The organism is Reyranella aquatilis, from assembly GCF_020880995.1.
Lineage (GTDB): Bacteria > Pseudomonadota > Alphaproteobacteria > Reyranellales > Reyranellaceae > Reyranella > Reyranella aquatilis.
In genome coordinates this window covers 213,406-234,323 of record NZ_JAJISD010000003.1, presented here as the reverse complement: position 1 = coordinate 234,323, position 20,918 = coordinate 213,406, and the positions used below count along the sequence as shown (strand labels likewise).

The following is a 20,918-nucleotide window of genomic DNA, read 5'->3' as shown; positions in this document are numbered from 1 at the left end:
CTATTCCGCCGCCTGCAGAACCGGCTTGCGCGATGGCGCGCCGATGCGCAGCCGGCGGTCCGACAGCGAGACGAAGCCGCCCAGCGCGCACAGCGCCGCGCCCAGCCAGATCCACGGCGCCAGCGGGTTGAGATAGAGCCGGATCACCCAGCCCTGGCGCGGATCGCCCTCGCCCAGGGTGGCGTAGAAGTCGCGCAGCAAGTTGGTCTGGATCGCGGTCTCGGCAATCTGGCGGCGCTGCACGGTGAAGAGACGGCGCTCGGGCTGCAGCACCGTGTAGGGCTTGCCGCCGACGCTGACGTTCAGGGTCGCGCGCTCGGCGATGTAGTTGGGGCCGCGCACCTCGTCCATGCGCTCGAGCAGCACCGAATAGCCCGCGAAGTCGACCCGGTCGCCGGGCTTCATGGTCTGCATCAGCTCGGTGTTCCACGACGAGGTCGCGACCGAGCCCAGCACGACGACACCGAGCGACGCGTGGCTGATCACCATGCCGAGCGTCGAGCGCGGGATGGTGCGCAGCGTGCCGCTGCGCACGCGGTCGGAGAGCGAGGCGAGGCTGCCGACGATCAGCCAGACGCCGAAGCCGAAGGCGAGCGCGGCGAGCGTCGAGCGGCTGTCGATCATCGTCATGGCGACGACGATGGCGGCCAGCGACACGACCAGCGCGATCCGCAATCGCATCAGCGCCGGTCCCAGTTCGGCGCGCTTCCAGCCGAGGAACGGGCCGACGCAGAGCGCGGCGAACAGCGGCGCGCAGAGCGGCACGAAGGTGGCGTTGAAGAACGGCGGGCCGACCGAGACCTTGTTGCCGGTCAGCAGGTCGAGGAACAGCGGATAGAGCGTGCCCAGCAGCACCGTGGCCGCCAGCGTGCACAGGAGCAGGTTGTTCAGGATCAGCGCGCCCTCGCGGCTGACCGGCTGGAACAGCCCGCCGCCCTGCAGCTGCGGCGCGCGCCAGGCGTAGAGCGCCAGGCCGCCGCCGGTGACCAGCAGCAGGAACGCCAGGATGAACATGCCGCGCGCCGGGTCCTGCGCGAAGGCATGGACCGAGGTGAGCACGCCCGAGCGCACCAGGAAGGTGCCGAGCAGTGACAGCGAGAAGGCGAGCAGCGCCAGCAGCACCGTCCAGCTCTTCAGCGCGTCGCGCTTCTCCACGACGATGGCGGAGTGCAGCAGCGCGGTGCCGGCGAGCCACGGCATCAGCGAGGCATTCTCGACGGGATCCCAGAACCAGAATCCGCCCCAGCCCAGGATGTAATAGGCCCACCACGAACCCAGCGCGATGCCGAGCGTCAGGAAGCACCAGGCCGCCAGCGCCCACGGCCGCACCCAGCGCGCCCACGCCGCGTCGACTCTTCCTTCGAGCAGGGCGGCAACGGCGAAGGCATAGGTCACCGAGAAGCCGACATAGCCGAGATAGAGAAGCGGCGGATGGAAGGCGAGGCCGGGATCCTGCAGCAGCGGGTTCAGCCCGTTGCCGTCGGGCGGCGCTGGGAACACGCGCTCGAAGGGGTTGGACGTGAACAGCAGGAAGGCCAGGAACCCGACGCCGATCAGCGCCTGGATCGCCAGCACGCGGCTGCGCAGCGTGTCGGGCAGGTTGTTTCCGAAGATCGCCACCGCCGCGCCGAACAGCGCGAGGATCAGCGCCCACAGCAGCATCGAGCCCTCGTGGTTCCCCCACACGCCGCTGATCTTGTAGAGCAGCGGCTTGGCCGAATGCGAATTGGCGACGACGTTGAGGACCGAGAAGTCCGACGTCACATAGGCCTGCGTCAGCGCGCCGAACGACAGCAGCACGAGGAAGGCCTGCGTCAGCGCCGCGGTGCGGCCGAGAGACATGAGCCTGAGATCACCGCGCGATGCGCCGACGAGAGGCAGCGTTCCTTGAACCAGCGCGACGGCCAGCGCGAGGATGAGGGCGAAGTGGCCTAGTTCCGCGACCACGAAGCACCTGTTACGCCAATGTCGGATGCGTCGCGGAACTGGCGGGCGGCAGGGGCTGCAGCGAAGCGAAGCCCCGAGAGCCCGCACGGCTCAGAAAAGATGAGGGTGGCGAAACACCACCTGAAAGCCTCCACACAGTGGGCTCCCGCGCCTTCGTCGCTGCGCTCCTGCAGGCGCTGCCGCCCACCGGAGGTCGCGAAGGCGCTCACTTGGCGTCCTTCCATTTGCCACTTTCCTTCAGCGCCTTCGCGACCTCCGGCGGCATGTAATTTTCGTCGTGCTTGGCGAGGATCTCGCGCGCCGTGAACACGCCGTCCGGGCCGAGCGAGCCCTCGGCGATGACGCCCTGACCTTCGCGGAACAGGTCCGGCAGGATCCCGCGATAGGTGACCTTCACCGTCTTGTTCGTATCGGTGACGGTGAAGCGCACAAGCTGCCCCTCCTTCTGCACGCTGCCCTGCTCCACGAGACCGCCGAGGCGGAAGCGGCGGTCGGGGCCGATATTCTTCTCGGCAACCTGGGTCGGCGAATAGAAGAAGACGAGATTGTCGTTCAGCGCCGTGAGCACGAGCGCGGCCGCGATGCCGAGCGTGCCCAGCGATCCCAGCAGCAGCCAGAGGCGGCGGCGCTTCGGGGTCATCGCCGCTTCTCCAGGCCGCGCGCGGCCAGCTCGCGCCGCACCTTGCGGCGCGTGGCGAGTGAGGCGATCACCAGCCCGCCCAGGATAGCGGCGGCGACGAGATAGGAGGCGAGGATATAGGCCGCGTGGTTGCTCATGCCGCAGCCTCGGCATTCTCGAGGCGGCGGCGATCGATCTCGGTCTCGGTGCGCAGCAGCACCAGGTAGACGAACAGGAACAGCAGCGAGACCGCCATCCAGAGCAGCGGCACCAGGATCGAATTGTGGATCGCCGGCGCGTCGAGCCGCGTGATCGAGGCCGGCTGGTGCAGCGTGTTCCACCAGTCGACCGAGAACTTGATGATCGGCAGATTGATCACGCCGATCAGCGCCAGGATCGCCGCCGCGCGATCGCCACGCTCGGGCTCGTCATAGGCGCGGCTGAGCGCGATGTGGCCGAGATAGAGAAAGAACAGCAGCAGCATCGAGGTCAGCCGCGCGTCCCACACCCAGTAGGTGCCCCACATCGGCCGGCCCCACAGCGAGCCGGTGAGCAGGCAGACCGCCGCGAAGCTCGCGCCCACCGGCGCGGCCGCGCGCGCCATCAGCGCCGCCAGCGGATGGCGCCACACCAGCAGCGAGGCGCCGAGCGCCGATAGCATCGCGTAGCCGCCCATCGACAACCAGGCAGACGGCACGTGCACGAACATGATCCGCACCGTCTTGCCCTGCTGGTAGTCCTCCGGCGCCACGAAGAAGGCCATGTAGATGCCCACCGCCAGCATCAGCGCGGTGGCGAAGCCGAGGCCGGGCAGCACGCGCTGGGAGAAGCGCCGGAACCGCGCAGGATTTGCGAGAAAATGCAGGTCGGCCATCGGCCCCATCCTCCCTATTCGCCGGCTTGCCGCAAGGCCGCGGCGATTGCCCACGGCGTCGTGGCCAGGGCGACCAATGCAAGAGCGGCGAGGATCGCAACATGTGTCACGATGCCGTCACCCGCCGCCAGTGTCTCGATCGCGCCCGCGCCGAAGATCAGCGTCGGCACGCAGAGCGGAAGTGCCAGGAGCGCCAGTAGCGCGCCGGACTTGCGCGCACCCAGCGTGAGGGCCGCGGCAAGCCCGCCGATCAGTGACAAAGTCGGTGTGCCGACCAGCAGCGTCGCCATCAACGCCAACAGGCTCGGCCCGTCGAGGCCGAAGGCGACGCCCAGCACCGGCGCGAGCAGGCTGAGCGGCAGGCCGGTCACAATCCAGTGAGCGAGGCACTTGGCCAGTGCCGCCAGCTCGAGCGGCCACGGCGCCAGCAGCAGCAGGTCGAGCGTGCCGTCCTCGTAGTCGGCGGCGAACAGACGCTCCAGCGACAGCAGCGCAGCGAACAAGGCGGCGCACCAAAGGACCCCGGCGGCGATGCGCGCCAGCACGTTGGTCTCGGGGCCGATGCCCAGCGGGAACAGGACAGTGGCCACCACGAAGAAGGCGAGCACGACCCCGACATCGCCCGGTCGCCGCCAGACGAGGGAGAGATCGCGCCGCAGCAGGGCGGTGAAGCCGCTCATGCCGCCCTCTCGGCCGGGGTCCCGCCGCGCAGGTCGAGACGCTGCGGGCCGGGAATGCCCAGTTCGACATGGGTGGCGGCGATGACGAGTCCGCCAGCGGCGAGGTGGGCCTGCAGCGCCGTCCGCAAGGCGGCCTGTGCCGTCGCGTCGAGGGCATTCAAGGGCTCGTCGAGCAGCCATAGCGGCGCCTGCGACAGGACGATGCGCGCGAGCGCGGTGCGGCGGCGCTGACCGGCCGACAGGGTGCGCACCTCGCGTGCGGAAAGAGCGTTGAGGTCGAAAGCGACGAGGGCCCATTCCAGCCGGTCCCCCGGCTCGCCGCCGCGCAGCCGTTCGGCGAAGACAAGGTTCTCCAGTACCGTGAGGTCGCCCTTCAGCCCTTCGAGGTGGCCAAGCCACGCCAGCCGGCCACGCCACGCCTCTGGATCCTCCGCGACGTTCTTGCCTTGCCAGGCGATCATGCCGGCGTGAACCGGGGTGAGTCCCGCGAGGGCGCGCAGGAGGCTGGTCTTGCCGCTGCCATTGCGCCCCGTCAGTGCCAGCAGATCCCCGGGGCCAAGGGCAAAGGACAGCCCGTCGAACACCAGCCGCCCGCCGCGGCGGCAGGACAGCCCGGTCACTTCGAGGAGAGGAGGCGCCATGACGCCGTCCTAGCATGTTGGAAGCAGGCAAAGAAAAAGGCCGTCATCTCGGGGGAGAGTGAGATGACGGCCTGAGCGCCTCCGAGGAGGCTAGAACGTGGCTTTGGGGGGACCACGTTCGGGGGAGATACCCAACCTAAATGGAAGTCCCGGGTGGCCACTGCCAGACCTAAATGGGGCATTAGTGTGATTTCTCGGCAACAGTCGCACAGACATTGCCAAGTGCAGAATAACTAATCATTCCAAAGGCTTGAGGGTGTGTCGGCCCCCTCATCCGTTCTGAGCCGTGCGGGCTCTCGAGCCTGATTACAGGCCCTGACGCCCGCCCGACGCTTTGACCCTTACGCTTAGGCGCGCAGCGCCTAAGCGTAAGGGTCTGCAGCGTCGCGCATCCCGTCGCCCATGAACTGGTACGCCAGGATCACCAGGATCACCGGCACCACCGGCAGCATCAGCCACCAGTTCACCGCAACGACGTTGATGTCCGTCGCCTCGTTCAGCAGCACGCCCCATGAGGTGATGGGAGGCCGCAGTCCGAGGCCGAGGAACGACAGCGCCGTCTCGGCCAGGATCATCGACGGAATCGACAGGGTGGCCGACGCGATCAGGTGACTCATGAAGCCGGGCAGCAGGTGGCGGCCGATGATGCGCGCGGGCTTGGCGCCCATCATCTGTGCGGCCGCAGCGTAATCCTCCTCGCGCAAGGACAGGAGCTTCGAGCGGACGGCGCGTCCCAGGCCCGGCCAGTCGAGCAGCGCCAGGATGATGGTGATGCCGAAATAGACCAGCAGCGGCGACCAGGTGACGGGCAGCGCGGCCGACAGCGCCAGCCAGAGCGGCAGGTGCGGGAAGCTCTTGATGATCTCGGTGATGCGCTGGACCACGCTGTCTATCCAGCCACCGTAATAACCCGCCAGTCCGCCGAGGATGAGCGCCAGCGCGAAGGACAAGGCGATGCCGATGATGCCGATGGTGAGGGAGATTCGGGCGGCATAGACGATGCGACTGAACATGTCGCGTCCCAATCGATCGGTTCCCAGCAGGAAGAAGGTGCCATCCTTCGGCGGGCAGACGAAATGGAAGCTGCCTTCGATCAGTCCCCAGAATTCGTAGCTCTCGCCCAGGCAGAAGAAGCGCAGTTGCTGCGGCTTGGTCTTGTCGGGCGAATAGACGCGCTGCAGGGTCGCCGGATCACGCTCCATCTTGAGGCCGTAGACGAACGGCCCGAGGAAGGAGCCCTCGTGGAAGAGATGCACCGATTGCGGGGCGGCGAAGATGTAGCGCGTGTGCCGCGTGTGCAGATCGTAGGGGGCGATGAACTCGCTGATCAGGGTGGAGAAATACATCAGCAGCAGGAAGGCCAGCGAGACGACCGCCGGCTTGTGGCGGCGGAAGCGCCACCACATGAGCTTCCACTGGCCCGCCATGTAGTAGCGTTCCTGCTCCGCCGTCAGCTTGTCGGCGACGTAGGGATCCCAAGGCTCCTGGGAGACGAAGTGCGGCGCGCGGCGGCGCGGCTCGGGAGTGGCGCCAGTGGGTGTGGTGTCGGTCATGGCACCCTCACTTTTCCGAAGTCGCGCCGAAGCGGATGCGCGGATCGAGCGCGGCCAGCGCCAGGTCCGAGATCAGCATGCCGATCACGGTCAGCACCGCCACGAACAGCAGGAAGGTGGCGGCGAGGTTCACGTCCTGGGTCTTGAGCGCGCTCAGCAGCATCGGGCCGGTGGTCGGCAACGACAGCACCACCGACACGATGACCGAGCCCGAGATGACGTCCGGCAGCAGGCCGCCGATATCGGCCACGAACGGGTTGATGGCGTGCCGCAACGGGTACTTCACCAGCAGCCTCATCGGCGGCAGGCCCTTGGCCCGGCCGGTGACGACGTATTGCTTCTGAAGTTCGTCGAGCAGGTTGGCGCGGAGCCGGCGGATCATGCCGGCCGTTCCCGACATGCCGATCACGATCACCGGGATGATCAGGTGCTCGAGCACCGACACGACCTTGCCCCAGCTCAGCGGCTTGTCGATGTACTCGGGGTCCATCAGGCCGCCGATCGACAGACCGAAATAGACCTTGCCGACATAGAGCAGCACCAGCGCCAGCAGGAAGTTCGGAATCGACAGGCCGATGAAGCCGATGAACGAGGCGACGTAGTCGCCCCATTTGTACTGATGGGTGGCGGCGTAGACGCCAATGACGAACGACACGATCCAGATGAAGGCGATCGTGCAGGTTTCCATGATGATGGTCAGCATCATGCGCTCGCTGATCAGGTCGGCCACGGGCACCGTGTCCTGGCAGGAGAGGCCGAAATCCCAGCGGAAGATGCCGCCGACCCATTCGAGGTAGCGCAGCCACAGCGGATGATTGAGGCCGTAGAGATCGCGCAACTCGGCGGCGCGGGCGTGGGCATCGGGATCGCCGCGCGCCAGAAGCTCCTCGATCTGCGAGGTCACGCAGTCGCCGGGCGGCAGGTCGATGATGAAATAGACGAGCGCACTGATCACGAACAGCGTCGGGATCATCAGCAGCACGCGGCGGATAATGAACTGCAGCATGTCAGACCACCTCTCGCCCATTGGGCCGCGAGACGCGGACATAGTGGCCGGGCTCGGCCTCGGTCCAGAAGAGCGGTGTCTTGCCGTCGTCGCGGAACGGCTCGGGCCAGACGCTGGGATCGGAAGCCTTGCCCTCCATCAGCGCGCCGAGATCGAGGCGGGCGTCGGGATCGGGCATCGGCACGGCCGAGAGCAAGGCCTTGGTGTAGGGATGCATGGGATTGCGGAACAACTCGCCCGCCGGCGCCAGTTCGACCAGACGGCCGGCGCACATCACGGCGATGCGGTCGGCGATGTAGTCGACCACCGCGAGATTGTGGCTGATGAAAAGATAGGTGAGGCCCAGCTGCTTCTGCAGGTCCTTCAGCAGGTTCAGAATCTGCGCCTGGATGGAAACGTCGAGGGCGGAAACCGGCTCGTCGCAGATCACCATGTCGGGACGTAGCGCGAGCGCGCGGGCGATGCCGATGCGCTGGCGCTGACCGCCCGAAAAGGAGTGCGGATAGCGGCTGAGATGACGGCGATCGAGACCGACCATTTCCATCAGCTCGGCGACCATCTCGCGACGATAGGCATCGTCGCCGATGCCGTGGATGACCAGCGGCTCGACCAGGATGTCGTAGACCGTCATGCGCGGATTGAGCGATCCGAACGGGTCCTGGAAGATGAACTGAAGCTTGGTGCGGAAGCGGTTCAGATCCGCTCCCTCGAGGCTCATCACGTCGATCTTGCGACCCCAGTCGTCGAAGACCACCCGGCCGCCCTGGCCGGCGTCCGCCGAGATGCCACGCATGAGCATCTTGCTGAGCGTGGTCTTGCCGCAGCCCGATTCACCCACGAGGCCCAGGCACTCGCCCCGCATGACGTCGAAGCTCACGTCGTTGACCGCGCGGATGGCGCGGGTCGTGCCGCCGCCCATCAGCTGTTCCATCAGCGTGTCGGCCTTGCGGATGCGGAATGTCTTGGTGACGTGACGCACCTTGAGCACCGGCGCGTCAGGATTGAAGGTCTCGGTCGGAGCCGAGACCGGCTTTTCCTTCAGCAGATGGCCGGTCGTGCCCTTGATCTCGCGGATCGGTTGCAGCCGCTCGCCGGGCTTCATGTCGAAGCGCGGCACCGCATGCAGCAGCGCCTTGAGATAGGGATGCTGCGGATCGCGGAAGATGTCGTGCAGGTCGCCCGATTCGACGACCTTGCCGCGATACATGACGACCACGTCGTCGGCGACGTTGGCGACCACGCCGAGATCGTGGGTGATCATCAGCAGCGCCATGCCCAGCTCGGACTGCAGGTCCTTCATGAGGCGCAGGATCTGGGCCTGGATGGTGACGTCGAGCGCGGTGGTGGGCTCGTCGGCGATCAGCAGCGCCGGCCGGCAGACCAGCGCCATCGCGATCATCGCGCGCTGGCGCAGGCCGCCCGAGAGCTCGAACGGATAGGTGCGCAACGCCCGCTTAGGGTCGGGAAAGCCCACCATGCGCAGCATGTCCACCGTGAGCGCGTCGATCTCGGCGCGGCTGAGCTTGCGGCCGGCCTGGCCGCCGAGCGGGCCGCCCGGCCGGGCTCCGTGCAATTCGACCGCCTCGCCGATCTGGTCGCCCACCGTGTGCAGCGCCGAGAGCGAGGTCATCGGCTCCTGGAAGATGATGGAGATCTGGCCGCCCCGGATGCGCCGCATGGCCGGCCCGGAGCGGTCGATGCGGGCGATGTCGACGACGCCTTCGTCGACGCGCGGATCCTGGAACAGGATCGAGCCGGAAGAGATGGTGGCGGTGCGCGGCAGCAGGCCCATGATGGCTTGGCTGCACACCGACTTGCCGGAGCCGGATTCGCCGACCAGCGCCACCGTGCCGCCCGGCGGGATGGAGAAGGAGACCTTGTCGACGGCGCGCAGCACGCCTTCGTGCACGCCGAACTCGACGGTCAGGTCCTCGACGCGCAGCAGATCCTTCATACGGTTTCTTCCTGACCCACGACCACGATGCCCATCGACCTCAGATTCGCCCGCGTCGCGTCGCTGAGCGGCGCGCCCGTGGCCTCGGCCGCCTGCGCCGCCCGCTCCACGATATCGTGAAAGCCCTCCAGGGCGGAATCGACCTTTATCAACCTGCCGCCCGTCGAACCGACACTCAATTGCATCCAGCCATCAGACCGGTCTCGCTTGGTCGAGAAATAACTGAGCTTCAGCCGGTCGAGACGGTTCCACTCGACCAGCGCGCCCCCGGGGCCGTCCGCGCAGAGCGTCTCCGGGCTGAGCGCGTAGCGCGTCCGATGCCGCAGCGCCGTCCGGACGAGAAACAGCGCGAACAGCGCCAACCCCGCCAACAGCAGGGCCGCCAGCCAGCGATTGACGTCGAGAAGCAGGAGAGGCGCTCCACACAGGATGACGCCCGTCGCCGCGCGCGTATAGTCGGCAACCAGTGTCTTCTGCGGATAGCGCAGATCTGCGGCGTTCACCCGCGCCCTCCCCGATCCCTGACTTCAGCGGTGAACAGCCCGCGCGCGCCGAGCACTCGGATGTTCTCCAATGTCCGTGTTATTTCCCACAATGACCTTAGGAAATCCCACGCCCCGGCGTCCATCGCAAGATGATGACTGAGCACCCCGACGGGTTCGCCGTCTCCCGCGCGTGCGCGCGCAAGCGCTGTGACCAGCGCGTCGATCACGGTCTCCTCGCCGGCGAAACGGCGGCCGCCCTTCCAGTCGATCAGGTCGACATGCGTGTTGACCTGCAGAAGACCGCGCACCGGATGGACACGCGGTCGCGGCCCGAAGGTCGAAAGGCCACGATAACCGATCTCGGGCAGGGTCGGCACGAGGACCGGGGAGATACGGTTCCATGGCGGTACCATGACAGGCAGTGCGCGCGATCCGAACAATTGCTCGAGCGCCATCCAGCCCGTGCCCAGTTCGCCCAGGGTGAGCATCGCCGGCCGCTGCAGGCCGATCTCGATCTTCTTCTCCGGTGCCACGGCATGATTGGTGTGGGCATAGCCGTGCTGCAGCACGTCGACATCCGTCTCGCCGGCAAGACGGCTTGCCAGGGCCGGCGTGGCCCTGGCCGGCACGACTGCCAGAGCGAGCGGTGTCGCTAGCTCGCGTGCGATCGCGAGCAGGCGATCGAGCGCCTCGCCCGCATCGACGGCATCGTCGTCGCGCCACCAGAGCTGGGCGGTGCGACCCGCCTCTCCCCAGCGCGCCGCCTCGTCGGCGAGCGCCTGCCAACGACTCACGGCGACACCATCTGACGCAGCGCCGCGACTGTGGCGGCGGCCCCTCCCGCGTCGACCGGCGGGAAGCTGCGGATCGAAGGGCCGGCCCACGCCCGGGAGATCGCCGCCGCGAGGCTTGCCGCGGAGAGCCCGTCGGGCGCGACGGCGGCAACCATGCCGCGCTCGACCAGGACCCTCGCGCGGTCGGCCTGTTCGGTTTCGCGCGCGGTGCCGAACGGCACCAGCACGGCGCGATCACCGTGACAGAGCGTCTCGACCACCGTGTTGTAGCCTGCCTGCGAGATCGACAGCGCTGAGTTGCGCAGCAGCGCCGGGAAGTCGGCCCGCACCGGCTCGACGATGACGTCGCCCCCGGCCGAGGCGCGCAGAGCGGCGACCTCCGCAGCCGGCATGTTCGGGCCGACCAGCAGCCGCCAGCGCCGCTCCGCCAGCGGCGAGAGCGGCCGCGCAGCAAGGGCGGCCTGCAATAACGGCGCACCGACCGCCCCGCCGCCGGCCGAGACGATCACCTCGCCCTTGCCGGCATCGATCTCCGGCGGCGGCTGCGGACCCGAATCCGCCACGTAACCGGTATAGAGGGCGCGGTCCTTGATGTCGGGCCAGGCCGGGAAGCTATCGTCCAGACGAACCAGCGCCGGATCGGCATGAACCAGTACGGCATCGAACGCCTCGAACGTCTGCACCATCTCGTCGACCCTGGCGGGCGAGGCGGTCCGGCGCAGCACGTCGCGGATCGACGACACGATCCAAGGAGCCGACGCGCGGTCCTGGGCGGCGTCGAGCAGCGGCATCAGCTCGAAGCGAAGCTGGGTGCGGCCGAAGGGAAACTGCTCGGTCAGCAGAATGTCGGGGTGTTCAGCATCGAAAACGGCGAGCAGCTGCCGCGTTCGCATCACCTTGAAGGCTTCGTCGACCGGCGTTCCATCAGGTCGGGCCAGTTCCTTCAGCCTGGCGTCGGCCGCGCGCAGCGGCGGCAACTGATGAAATCGCGCATCGCCCAGTGCCAGCCCGTCGACGGGCGCGCCGCCCGACACAAGCAGCACATCGAACCCGCCGGCGGAGATCGCACGCGCCAGGGTCGCGGCACGGCGCAGATGCCCGATGCCCAGCAGATGCTGCACGTAAAAGAAGACACGCGCGCTCATGAAGTGCCCGCCAGCGGCACGTTCAGCCGATCGATCCGCACGCGGCCCTCGTCCCCGGCGACGAAGAAGTGCGCGCATTTCCAGTCCAGCTTGTGCGGCGGGCGGCCCAGCATGTTCCAGCCGGTCGCCAAAGCCAGGAGCGCGCGGATCGCAGCCTTGTGCGACACCGCCACCACCGGTTCACCCAGGCTGGAACTCCACCGGGACAGGCGGGCCATGGCCATGCGCGGCGACTCGCCGCCCGGCGGATGGAAGTCGAGGCCGGCCGCTTCCGCCGTCGCGAACAGCTCGCCGCCGGTGGCGCGAAGCCGTTCGACCGTGAAGCCTTCCCAGACACCGAAGCTCATCTCGCGCAGGCGCGAATCGAGGACGACCTCCGCCGGAGGCTGCACGAGCTCGGCCGTCCGGCGCGCCCGTTGCAGGGGACTGCTCACCCGCTTCCAGCCGTCGGCAGGCGGCGGCAGGCACCAGTTCCGGGCCGCGGTCTCGCCTTCGACACTGAGGGCGGTGTCGGTGAGGCCTTGGAGCCTGCCCTCGCCATTCCAGACCGTGGGCGCATGACGCAGAATCGCGAACGGCACCGCCCTCATCGCGGCAGGCCCCGCACCGTCGCCAGTGCCGATGCGAGCGCCTGGGCGGCCGCGCGTTCATCGTGATGGGCGGCCACGCGCGCGGCGGCAGCGGCACCGAGACGTGCCCGCTCGTCCGGCGCCTGGAGCAGGCGCTTCACGGCGGCGGCAAAGGCGGCGGCATCGCCGATCGGCGTCAGAAGACCGCTGATGCCGTCGGCGACAACGGCCGGAACGCCTCCCGTGCGGCCGGCGACGACCGGCAGGCCGGCCGCCTGCGCTTCGAGAAAGGCCATCCCGTAGGCTTCGTTGATTGCCGGCCAAAGGTAAAGGTCCGCCGATGCGTAAAGCGACGGCAACTCGCCGTGCGGCACGGCGCCGGCGAAGCGCACGCGCTCGCCGAACGGTGCCATCAGGGCTTCGATCTCCGGCCGGGCCGGGCCGTCGCCCACCAGCAAAGCCCGCCACGCGCTGTCCTTCAGCAAGCCGAAGGCATGCGCCAGGACGCGATAGGAGTCGAGTTTGTCGCGCGTACGCATCATGCCGACGCTCAGCAGCAACGGGGCCCGCGCCGGGTCGCGGCGCGCGGGAACACGGAAGGGCGCCACGTCTATGAAAGGCGGCAGCCAGACCTGGCGGGCGCCGGGTCGCAGCCGCGCCTTCACGCCGGGCACGTCGCGCGGATTGACGGTCAGCACCAGATCCGCTGCCGCCAGGGCGCGTTCGACAGCGCGATGGCCGATCCGCGTCGGCCCCTGGGCGCGCCGCGGCGCATGCGAGGCCTCGACGATCACGTAGGGAATACCCAGCGCGCGTGTCACCAGGGGGCCGAGCCAGTCGGGCTTGCGATAGTAGCAGTGATAGGTGAACCAGAGGTCGAAGCGCTCCGGATGATGCGCCGGCAGCGCCCGCCAGCGCGCGATCAGTCGCGCCGCCTGCGCTCTTGCCCGTCTCTCCAGCGCGAGATGCGTGGCGACAGGCGGCGCGCCCGGTGCGACCCGGCTGGCTTGCGGCATCAGAACCTCGTGGTCGAGGCGTTCGAGGAGCCGAACCAGCCCGCGCGCCATCTCGCGGTCGCCCGACGGCAGGGGATGGTCGGGCGCCTTCAGCGGCGTGTGCATCAGCACGCGCATGACTACTCCGCGGCGCGCGCGGCGACGGTGCTTTCGCTCCGCTGGCCCCGCAGTGCGGAGGCGATCCATTCGACACCGGCTTCGTAGGAAAAGCGCGTGCGAACGACCTCGCCGGCACGTTGCGCCAGAAGCTGGCGCAGGGCCGGATCGACGATCATTCGGCCGAGCGCGAGCCCGAGTTCACGCGGCGCCGCCGGCGGCACGAGCAGGCCGGTCCTGCCGTCCTCGATGAACTCGCCGATGGCCGCCGCCTGCGTCGACACCAACGGCAGACCCTGGTGGGCGGCTTCCATCAGCACGTTGGGCAGGCCGTCCTGGTCGCCGTCGGCGGCCTTCTTGCTCGCCAGCACGAAAAGGTCGGCGCGTGCCAGCGCCGCGAACACTTGCTTCTGCGGCTGGCCGCCGTGCCAAACGCAGCGATCGGCGATGCCCAGTGACGCGGCCCGCGCCTTCAGCGCATCGGAGAGGCTTCCCGCGCCGACATGCTCGAAGCACCAGTGCAGGTCGGCTGGCAGCGAAGCCAGGGCATCGAGGAGGTCGTCGTAGCCCTTCTTCTCGACCTTGCGACCGACCGACAGGATCACGACCGGATCGCGGGGATCCGATCCGTCGCGCGGCGGCCGAGCGGGCGGGGGCGCCGGCAGATGGGCGAAATCGAGTCCGTGATAGACGAGCCGCAGCTTCGCCGGGTCCGCGGCCAGTTCCTTCAGCCGCTGCAGGCCCACGTTGGTGCACGTCACGAGCCAGTCGCAATCGTCCAGCTTCTCGCGGGCATCCCAGTCGTCGCTGGTCCAGATGTCCTTGGCGTGAGCGGAAACGCTCCACGGCAGGCCGCGCATCGTGGCGGCGTAGCGCGTGACGGACGCAGGCGTATGCAGGAAGTGCGCGTAGAGTCGCTCGATGCTCGGTGGCAGTTCGGCGGCCAGCACCAGCGCCTGGCCCCAGCGGCGGACACGGTTCGACGTGCGGTCGCGTTCCAGGTCGGCGTGGAATTTGGCGCGCGCAGCGGCGTAGCCCGGCAGCCGACGCGCCTTCAGCCACGCCGTGAAGACGCGCCCCGGCTCGTCCTTGAGATACTCGGGCAGGTAGGTGACCCGGCCGCGCACCCGATCGTGGACCGGATGGCGCGCCTTGTCGGTCGGCCGCCGCATCGACCAGAGCTCGAGGGCGATGCCGCGCGCCTCGAGACCCGCGATCTCCTGGGCGATGAAAGTCTCCGAGAGACGCGGCCAGCCCTTCAGGATGACCGCGACATTTGCCCCGCCCGTTTGCGACATCGATGGCCGAAGATCAGGTCCGCGCGCGTCCCGGCAACGGCACCGGGTCCGCGGAGGCAAGTTCGCCGCCCTGGGGCGCGCTCTCGAGCGAGGCTGGGCCCCGATGCGGATGGGAAAGCTGCTTGGACACGAGGCGCCAGACGCTGCGCAGCCCGTCGAGCAGCCCGGGGACAACGACATCGCTCGGCAGCCCCTGCTGCGGCAGGTGACGCAGGGCGGTCGCCATCGCCTGGGGCGCGCGGCCGCGTCCGGCGTCGAGCATTTCCACCAGGCCGATGTTGCGGGCGGCGCGGGCCCGGATGAACTGTTCGAGGCGCGGCCGGGTGCGCGGCACGATGATCGCGCGTTTGTCGAACGACAGGATTTCGCAGAAGGTGTTGTAACCGCCCATGGCAACGACACCGGCCGCCTTCTGCATCAGGGCGCCGAGATTGTTGGTGAAGGTGAGCGTGCGGATGTTCGGGAACTTCGCCGCGCGTTCCTTGAAGGCCTCGCGCGCGGTCGCCGACATGAACGGGCCGAACACGATGACGGCCCCGTAGGGAATGTTCGGATCGGTCTCGTAGGCGGCCAGCACCCAGTCGACCAGCTCGACACCGTCGCCGCCGCCGCCGGGCGTAACCAGGATGAAGGGACCGTCGATCTCCTCCATCTCGTGCGGCACGTCGCCGTGCAACGGCAGCTCGCGCCGCAGATAGCCGGTATAGACCATCTTGTGCCGGACCGACGGCGGCACGTCGATGCCGGTCAGCGGCTTGTTGATCTGCGGCAGGCCGTAGACCCAGATCTCGTCGTAGAGATCGCGCAGCGCCGGAACGACGTTCTTGCGCTCCCATTCCTTGGCGAGCTGGGCGGGATCATCCATCACGTCGCGCAGGCCGAGCACCAGTGGGGTACCCCGCTCCTTCAGCAACCGCAGCGCCGGCCCGACTTCGCCGCGCAGGCCGAGCGGCTCCTTGTCGACGATGAAGAGATCGGGCCGGTAGATGTCGGCGGTGTCGCGGATGATACGGGTTCGCATCTCGAGCGTATGCTCGACGTTCATGCGGAGATTGGCCGAATCGTATTCGCCGGTTTCGATCTTCACGACGCCCGGGATACGGACGAAGTCGACACCCGAACGGAACTCGTAGGACCCCACGACAGGGGACCCGGACAGGATGAGCACGGATACCGACTGATCCGCTTCGACGATCGCGTTGGCGATCGTGCGGCAGCGACTCACATGGCCAAGGCCGAAGGAATCGTGGCTGTAAAGAAGCACACGCTTGGACCGGGTGCTGGCGGGCATTGGCCTCTCCCTCGCCGAAGCGGCTATTGCCCCGACCGGTGAACGACGGCCGGACTATGCCACAAGCCGGGGGTGCCGCGAACCCCCGGTGCGGCAACCCGGCAAATATCTAATGTAATCAAGGGACTGATCGCCTATAGGGGTGACGAGATCGCGGCGACGCAGGATTTATGGAACGCAGCCTTTTCTCCTACATCTGGCGGCACAGCCGGCCTGAACAGGTCGTGATCCTGCTGCTGGTGGTCCTCGCCCAGATTTTCTACTTCATGTCGTTGACCGTGCCCAAGTCGGTCATCAACAACGGTATTCAAGGCAACGCGTTCAAGGACAGCAAGACCATCCCGTTCCTGGTCTGGGAACTGGACCTGACCGCCATCTTCCCGGGCAAGGTCATCCGCTTCTTCGACGGCTTCCAGGTCGACCAGCTCCAGTACCTGGTGGTCATGAGTTTCGTCTTCCTGGGCGCGGTCGTCGTTAACGGTCTCTTCAAGAAGACGATCAACACCCAGAAGGGCCGCATGGGCGAGCGCATGCTGCGCCGCCTGCGATACGAACTCTACGATCGTATCCTGCGCTTTCCTCCCGCGCACTTCCGCAAGGTCAAGCAGGCCGAACTGGCGACCATGGTGAAGGACGAGGTCGAGCCGCTCGGCGGCTTCATCGGCGATGCCTTCGTGCAGCCGATGTTCCTCGGCGGCCAGGCGCTCACCGCCATCATCTTCATCATGATGCAGAACTGGCTGCTCGGGATCATCGTGATCGTCCTGCTGGCGGCACAGATGGCCATCATCCCGCGGCTGCGCCGGCCCGTGCTCGTGCTGGGGCGCGAGCGCCAGATCTCGGCCCGCCAGCTTGCCGGCCGCATCGCCGAGACGGCCGACGGCGTGCACGAGATCCACATCCACGGCGCCGCCAACTACGAGCGCGCCGACATTTCCGAGCGGCTGGGCCGGATCTTCAAGATCCGCTTCGACCTCTACCAGAAGAAGTTCGTCGCCAAGTTCTGGAACAACATCCTGTCGCAGGCGACGCCCTTCGCGATCTACCTGATCGGTGGCTACTTCGCGATCACGGGACACATGGACGTGGGCGCGGTCGTCGGCGTGCTTCTTGCCTACAAGGACCTGCCTTCGCCGATCAAGGAACTGATCGACTGGGACCAGCAGCGCCAGGACGTGCAGATCAAGTACGAGCAGGTCATCGATCAGTTCCAGCCCGAGGGCATGATGCCGCCGGAACTGCAGGTGATCCCCGAAGGCCCGCCGCCGCCGCTCGGCAAGGAGCTGGCGCTGGCGGGCGTGGTCGTTTCCGAGGATGGCCGGGTCAAGCAGCTCGACAGCCTTTCCCTGACCGTGCCGACAAACGGCCGCGTGGCGGTGATCGGGGGATCGGGCTCGGGCAAGGAAGTCCTGGGCTATGTGCTGGCGCGGCAGACGCTGCCCGCCAGCGGCTCCATTCGAATCGACGGCAAGGACTTCTTCCAGCTGCCCGAGTACATCATCGGTGCGCGGCTGGCCTATGTCGGCCAGGACACCTACCTGTTCCCCGTTTCTGTCCGCGACAATCTGCTATTCGGACTCAAGCTGCGCCCGGTGGCACCGGCGACCTATGACGAGGCGACGCGGGCCTTGCGCGAAAGCTTCTGGAAGGAGTCGGAGCGGGCCGGAAATCCCGCCTTCGACCCCAACGCCGACTGGGTCGACTACGAACTCGCGGGCGCCACCGGGCCGGCCGACCTTCTGCCCTGCATGGTGCGTGTGCTGAAGCAGGTCGAGCTCGACGAGGACATCTATTCGCTGGGTCTGCGCGGCACGGTCGATGCCAAGCTGCGGCCCGACCTCGCGGAGAAAATCCTGAAGGCGCGCCATACGCTGCACGAGCACCTGCAGGACGGCACCTACGCGGGCCTGGTCGAGCCGTTCAACAAGGATCACTACAACAAGAACCTGTCGGTGGCGGAAAACCTGCTGTTCGGCACCGCGCTCGGCAAGCAGTTCGACGGCGACAATCTCGCGGCCGACCCTTACGTCCTGTCGGTGCTGAAGGAGACCGGGCTCGACCTCGAGCTGCAGCGCATGGGTCTCACCATCGCCGAGACCATGGTCGAACTCTTCTCGGGCCTTTCGCCCGACAATCCGCTGTTCGAGCAATACAGCTTCATCTCCGCCGACGAGCTGCCCAACGTCCGGCTGCTGCTGCAGCGCCTGGGCGGCAAGGGCATCGAGGCGGTGCCGGAGGCCGACCGCATCCGGCTCATGACCCTGCCGTTTCGCTACATCGAGGCGCGCCATCGCCTCGGCCTGATCGACGCGGCGATGGAGGAGCGCATCCTCGGCGCCCGGCGCGCGTTTGCCGAAGGCCTCCCCGACAATCTGCGCGACGCCGTCGAGTTCTACGATTTCGAGCGCTACAACAGCGCCGCCACCCTGCAGGACAACATCCTGTTCGGCCGCCTGGTCTATGGACAGGCGCAGGCCGGCGAGCGCATCGGGACTCTGATTGCCCAGGTCTTCGACGAACTCGGGCTGCGCGATTCGGTGATCGAGGTCGGCCTGGAGTACAATGTCGGCGTCGGCGGCAAGCGGCTGCCGGCCAGCCAGCGCCAGAAGCTCGGCATCGCCCGGGCCTTGATCAAGCGGCCCGAGCTCATGGTGGTCAACGAGGCGGTCGCCATGTTCGACGGCCGCACCCAGGACCGCATCCGGGACAACATCCTGGCCGGCGCATCGGAGGGCAACCGGGGCGTATTCTGGATTGCCAACCGGCCGAGCCAGGCGGAGCCGTTCGAGAAGATTGTCGTGATGCAGGGCGGCCGGGTGGTCGCCCAGGGATCGCCGTCGGAACTGGCGGCAAAGGGCGGGCTCTACGCCGAGCTCATGGCATCGGCGTAGGTGAATCGAGGAGGACGCGATGAACCTCAACGAAGAAGTTGAGCTGCTCAAGGGTGTGCCGATCTTCTCCAAGGTCGAACAGGCGAGACTGAAACTGCTGGCCTTCACCAGCGAGCGGGTGAACTTCGGCGTCGGCCAGGAAGTCTGTCATCAGGGAGACCCCGGCGACACGATGTACGTGATCCTGGGCGGCACCGCCGACGTCCTGATCGACACGCCGAACGGTCAGATCACCGTGGCCGAGATGAAGCGCAACAGCTTCTTCGGCGAGATCGCGATCCTGTGCGACGTGCCGCGCACCGCGACGATCAAGGCGAAAGAACCTCTCGCCACGCTCAAGATCACCAAGGACATGTTCTATCGCCTGGTCGCGGAGTTCCCCGAGATGGCGATCGAGATCATGCGAGAGCTGGCCCACCGCCTGGAAGACACCAACCAGAAGCTGCGCGCCGCCACCAGGGCCGCCTGAGCGTTCGGAGAGTCACCCTATCGTCATGAGTCGTCTCGACAGTTTCATCGCGCGCATGCAGGCGCAGCGCGATTGCCTCAACTTTCTCAAGCCCGCGATCGATGCCATCGCCGGCCCCCTTCTCGAAGTCGGGCTGGGCAACGGCCGCACCTACGACCATCTGCGCGAGCTCTTTCCCGGCCGCGACATCTACGTGTTCGAGCGCAAGGTTGCCGCCCATCCCGACTGCATCCCGCCCGACGACCGCCTGTTCCTCGGCGATGCCGACCGGACGATCGAGGAAGCGGCACGCCGGCTCGGCCCGACCGCGGCCCTGATCCATACCGATCTCGGGACCGGCGATCACGAAGCCAACGTCGCCATGGGCAAGTGGCTGGGGCCTGCACTCGACCGGCTCGCGGCGCCCGGCGGCTATGTTCTCGCGAACCAGTCGCTCGCCGTCTCGCGCTGGCAGCGCCAGCCCGATCCTCCGGGCGTGCCGAAGGACCGGTACTTTCTCTACCGCGTGCGCTAGCGGCCGAAGAGCTGGACCAGCGCCAACAGTGCGATGGCGCCTACGACTGAGCCGATGAAACCGGCCGGCTGGCCGGCACGATAGAGGCCGAGTGCCTGACCGCCATAGGTCGCGATCACCGAGCCCGCGACTCCGATGAGGACGGTGAGCCAGAAGCCCTGGATGATTCCGCCCGGACCGATCCAGCGGGCGAGCAGACCCACGACGAATCCGATCAGGATGGTGAAGATGATTTGCATCATGGCGGGCTCCCCCTAGACCTCGAACGTCGCGGACACCGGCACATGGTCCGATGCCTTCTCCCAGTCGCGCAAGTCCACGTCGATGTGATGGCTGCGGATCGCTCCCGCAAGGGCGGGACTGGCCAGGATATGATCCAGCCGTCGCCCGCGATTGGACACCCGCCAGTCGTTGTTGCGGTAGCTCCACCAGGAATAGAGTTTCTCGGTTTCGGGCACGAACCGGCGCGGCACGTCGATCCAGCCGAGCGAGGCCTGGAGCTTGCCGAACAACTCGACCTCGACCGGTGTGTGCGAGACGATCTTGAGGAGCTGCTTGTGGCTCCAGACGTCGTGCTCCAGCGGCGCCACGTTGAGATCGCCCACCGTAATCCGGCGCAGCCCCTTGCGCGCGCGCGGCCCGGGCTTTCGCTCGGCGTACCACGCCGCCATCTCCCGATAGAAATCGAGCTTGTGCGCGAACTTCACGTTGAGATCGGGGTCCGGAATGTCGCCGCCGGCCGGGATGTAGAGATTGTCGAGAAGGATCGGGTCCCCGCCGACGTCCAGCGCGACCTCGACATGGCGGCAGTCCTCCTTGCCGCAGCGGTGATGGACGGTGCCGGCGGCGAACGGCACCTTGGAAAGCACCGCCACGCCGTTGTAGGCCTTCATCCCCTGCACGAAGCGATGGGTGTAGCCCATCCGTTCGAAGGCCTCGTGCGGGAAGAACTCGTCCGGGCACTTGGTCTCCTGAAGGCACAGCACGTCGGGCTTGCGCAACTTCACGAACCGTTCGACGTTTCCGATCCGCAGCCGGACCGAGTTTATGTTCCAGGTCGCAATGGTGAGACTCAT

21 protein-coding genes are annotated in these 20,918 nt (G+C 67.4%); 3 read left to right on the top strand and 18 right to left on the bottom strand.

Annotation, left to right across the window (positions count from 1 at the left end; translation table 11 throughout):
* From LJ725_RS09260 to LJ725_RS09185, 16 genes are all read right to left on the bottom strand, one after another.
* Entirely contained in the window at positions 1-1,947 is a 1,947-nt protein-coding gene (locus LJ725_RS09260; protein ID WP_230550368.1) for a heme lyase CcmF/NrfE family subunit, read from the bottom strand.
* Positions 1,948-2,152: 205 nt separating this feature from the next.
* Positions 2,153-2,587, bottom strand: a complete 435-nt coding sequence (gene ccmE, locus LJ725_RS09255) for a cytochrome c maturation protein CcmE (protein ID WP_230550367.1) — start codon at positions 2,585-2,587, stop codon at positions 2,153-2,155.
* Positions 2,584-2,724: a heme exporter protein CcmD gene (gene ccmD, locus LJ725_RS09250; RefSeq protein WP_230550366.1), complete on the bottom strand. Its 141-nt coding sequence runs from the start codon at positions 2,722-2,724 to the stop codon at positions 2,584-2,586. Before ccmD ends, ccmE begins: the two co-directional genes overlap by 4 nt.
* The gene (locus LJ725_RS09245) at positions 2,721-3,440 is read right to left on the bottom strand and encodes a heme ABC transporter permease (protein WP_230550365.1); all 720 of its coding nucleotides are present in this window, start codon (positions 3,438-3,440) and stop codon (positions 2,721-2,723) included. Before LJ725_RS09245 ends, ccmD begins: the two co-directional genes overlap by 4 nt.
* Positions 3,441-3,454: 14 nt before the next feature.
* A complete protein-coding gene (gene ccmB, locus LJ725_RS09240) occupies positions 3,455-4,120 on the bottom strand; it encodes a heme exporter protein CcmB (protein ID WP_230550364.1) in 666 nt (221 codons plus the stop codon).
* Positions 4,117-4,761: a heme ABC exporter ATP-binding protein CcmA gene (ccmA, locus tag LJ725_RS09235; protein WP_230550363.1), complete on the bottom strand. Its 645-nt coding sequence runs from the start codon at positions 4,759-4,761 to the stop codon at positions 4,117-4,119. Before ccmA ends, ccmB begins: the two co-directional genes overlap by 4 nt.
* Positions 4,762-5,123: 362 nt before the next feature.
* Positions 5,124-6,314 carry an ABC transporter permease gene (locus LJ725_RS09230; RefSeq protein ID WP_230550362.1) on the bottom strand — a complete coding sequence of 397 codons (1,191 nt, stop codon included), beginning with the start codon at positions 6,312-6,314 and terminating at the stop codon, positions 5,124-5,126.
* 7 nt (positions 6,315-6,321) lie between these two features.
* The gene (locus tag LJ725_RS09225) at positions 6,322-7,320 is read right to left on the bottom strand and encodes an ABC transporter permease (RefSeq protein ID WP_230550361.1); all 999 of its coding nucleotides are present in this window, start codon (positions 7,318-7,320) and stop codon (positions 6,322-6,324) included.
* Position 7,321: 1 nt separating this feature from the next.
* Positions 7,322-9,274, bottom strand: coding sequence for an ABC transporter ATP-binding protein (locus LJ725_RS09220; protein ID WP_230550360.1), 1,953 nt, complete (start codon positions 9,272-9,274; stop codon positions 7,322-7,324).
* Entirely contained in the window at positions 9,271-9,777 is a 507-nt protein-coding gene (locus LJ725_RS09215) for a hypothetical protein (RefSeq protein WP_230550359.1), read from the bottom strand. The genes LJ725_RS09220 and LJ725_RS09215 overlap by 4 nt, the downstream gene beginning before the upstream one ends.
* Positions 9,774-10,553, bottom strand: a complete 780-nt coding sequence (locus LJ725_RS09210; RefSeq protein WP_230550358.1) for a polysaccharide deacetylase family protein — start codon at positions 10,551-10,553, stop codon at positions 9,774-9,776. The genes LJ725_RS09215 and LJ725_RS09210 overlap by 4 nt, the downstream gene beginning before the upstream one ends.
* Positions 10,550-11,698 carry a glycosyltransferase family protein gene (locus LJ725_RS09205; protein WP_230550357.1) on the bottom strand — a complete coding sequence of 383 codons (1,149 nt, stop codon included), beginning with the start codon at positions 11,696-11,698 and terminating at the stop codon, positions 10,550-10,552. The genes LJ725_RS09210 and LJ725_RS09205 overlap by 4 nt, the downstream gene beginning before the upstream one ends.
* Entirely contained in the window at positions 11,695-12,279 is a 585-nt protein-coding gene (locus LJ725_RS09200) for a histidine phosphatase family protein (protein ID WP_230550356.1), read from the bottom strand. Before LJ725_RS09200 ends, LJ725_RS09205 begins: the two co-directional genes overlap by 4 nt.
* A gap of 5 nt (positions 12,280-12,284) precedes the next feature.
* Positions 12,285-13,400 carry a glycosyltransferase family 4 protein gene (locus LJ725_RS09195; RefSeq protein ID WP_230550355.1) on the bottom strand — a complete coding sequence of 372 codons (1,116 nt, stop codon included), beginning with the start codon at positions 13,398-13,400 and terminating at the stop codon, positions 12,285-12,287.
* A 2-nt stretch (positions 13,401-13,402) separates the two neighbouring features.
* The gene (locus LJ725_RS09190; RefSeq protein WP_230550354.1) at positions 13,403-14,677 is read right to left on the bottom strand and encodes a glycosyltransferase family 4 protein; all 1,275 of its coding nucleotides are present in this window, start codon (positions 14,675-14,677) and stop codon (positions 13,403-13,405) included.
* A gap of 13 nt (positions 14,678-14,690) precedes the next feature.
* Positions 14,691-15,968, bottom strand: coding sequence for a glycosyltransferase family protein (locus LJ725_RS09185; RefSeq protein WP_230550353.1), 1,278 nt, complete (start codon positions 15,966-15,968; stop codon positions 14,691-14,693).
* 170 nt (positions 15,969-16,138) lie between these two features.
* Between LJ725_RS09185 and LJ725_RS09180 the strand changes: the two genes are divergently transcribed.
* From LJ725_RS09180 to LJ725_RS09170, 3 genes are read left to right on the top strand one after another with little or no spacing between them, the layout of a single operon-like run.
* Positions 16,139-18,859, top strand: a complete 2,721-nt coding sequence (locus tag LJ725_RS09180; RefSeq protein ID WP_230550352.1) for an ABC transporter ATP-binding protein — start codon at positions 16,139-16,141, stop codon at positions 18,857-18,859.
* A gap of 19 nt (positions 18,860-18,878) precedes the next feature.
* Positions 18,879-19,328: a cyclic nucleotide-binding domain-containing protein gene (locus LJ725_RS09175; RefSeq protein WP_230550351.1), complete on the top strand. Its 450-nt coding sequence runs from the start codon at positions 18,879-18,881 to the stop codon at positions 19,326-19,328.
* 25 nt (positions 19,329-19,353) lie between these two features.
* A complete protein-coding gene (locus LJ725_RS09170; protein ID WP_230550350.1) occupies positions 19,354-19,842 on the top strand; it encodes a class I SAM-dependent methyltransferase in 489 nt (162 codons plus the stop codon).
* Here LJ725_RS09170 and LJ725_RS09165 read toward each other — a convergent pair.
* Both LJ725_RS09165 and LJ725_RS09160 read right to left on the bottom strand, forming a co-directional pair.
* Entirely contained in the window at positions 19,839-20,084 is a 246-nt protein-coding gene (locus LJ725_RS09165) for a GlsB/YeaQ/YmgE family stress response membrane protein (RefSeq protein ID WP_329958352.1), read from the bottom strand. The two genes, LJ725_RS09170 and LJ725_RS09165, sit on opposite strands and share 4 nt — an antisense overlap.
* Before the next feature lie 12 nt (positions 20,085-20,096).
* Entirely contained in the window at positions 20,097-20,918 is an 822-nt protein-coding gene (locus LJ725_RS09160; RefSeq protein ID WP_230550349.1) for an exodeoxyribonuclease III, read from the bottom strand.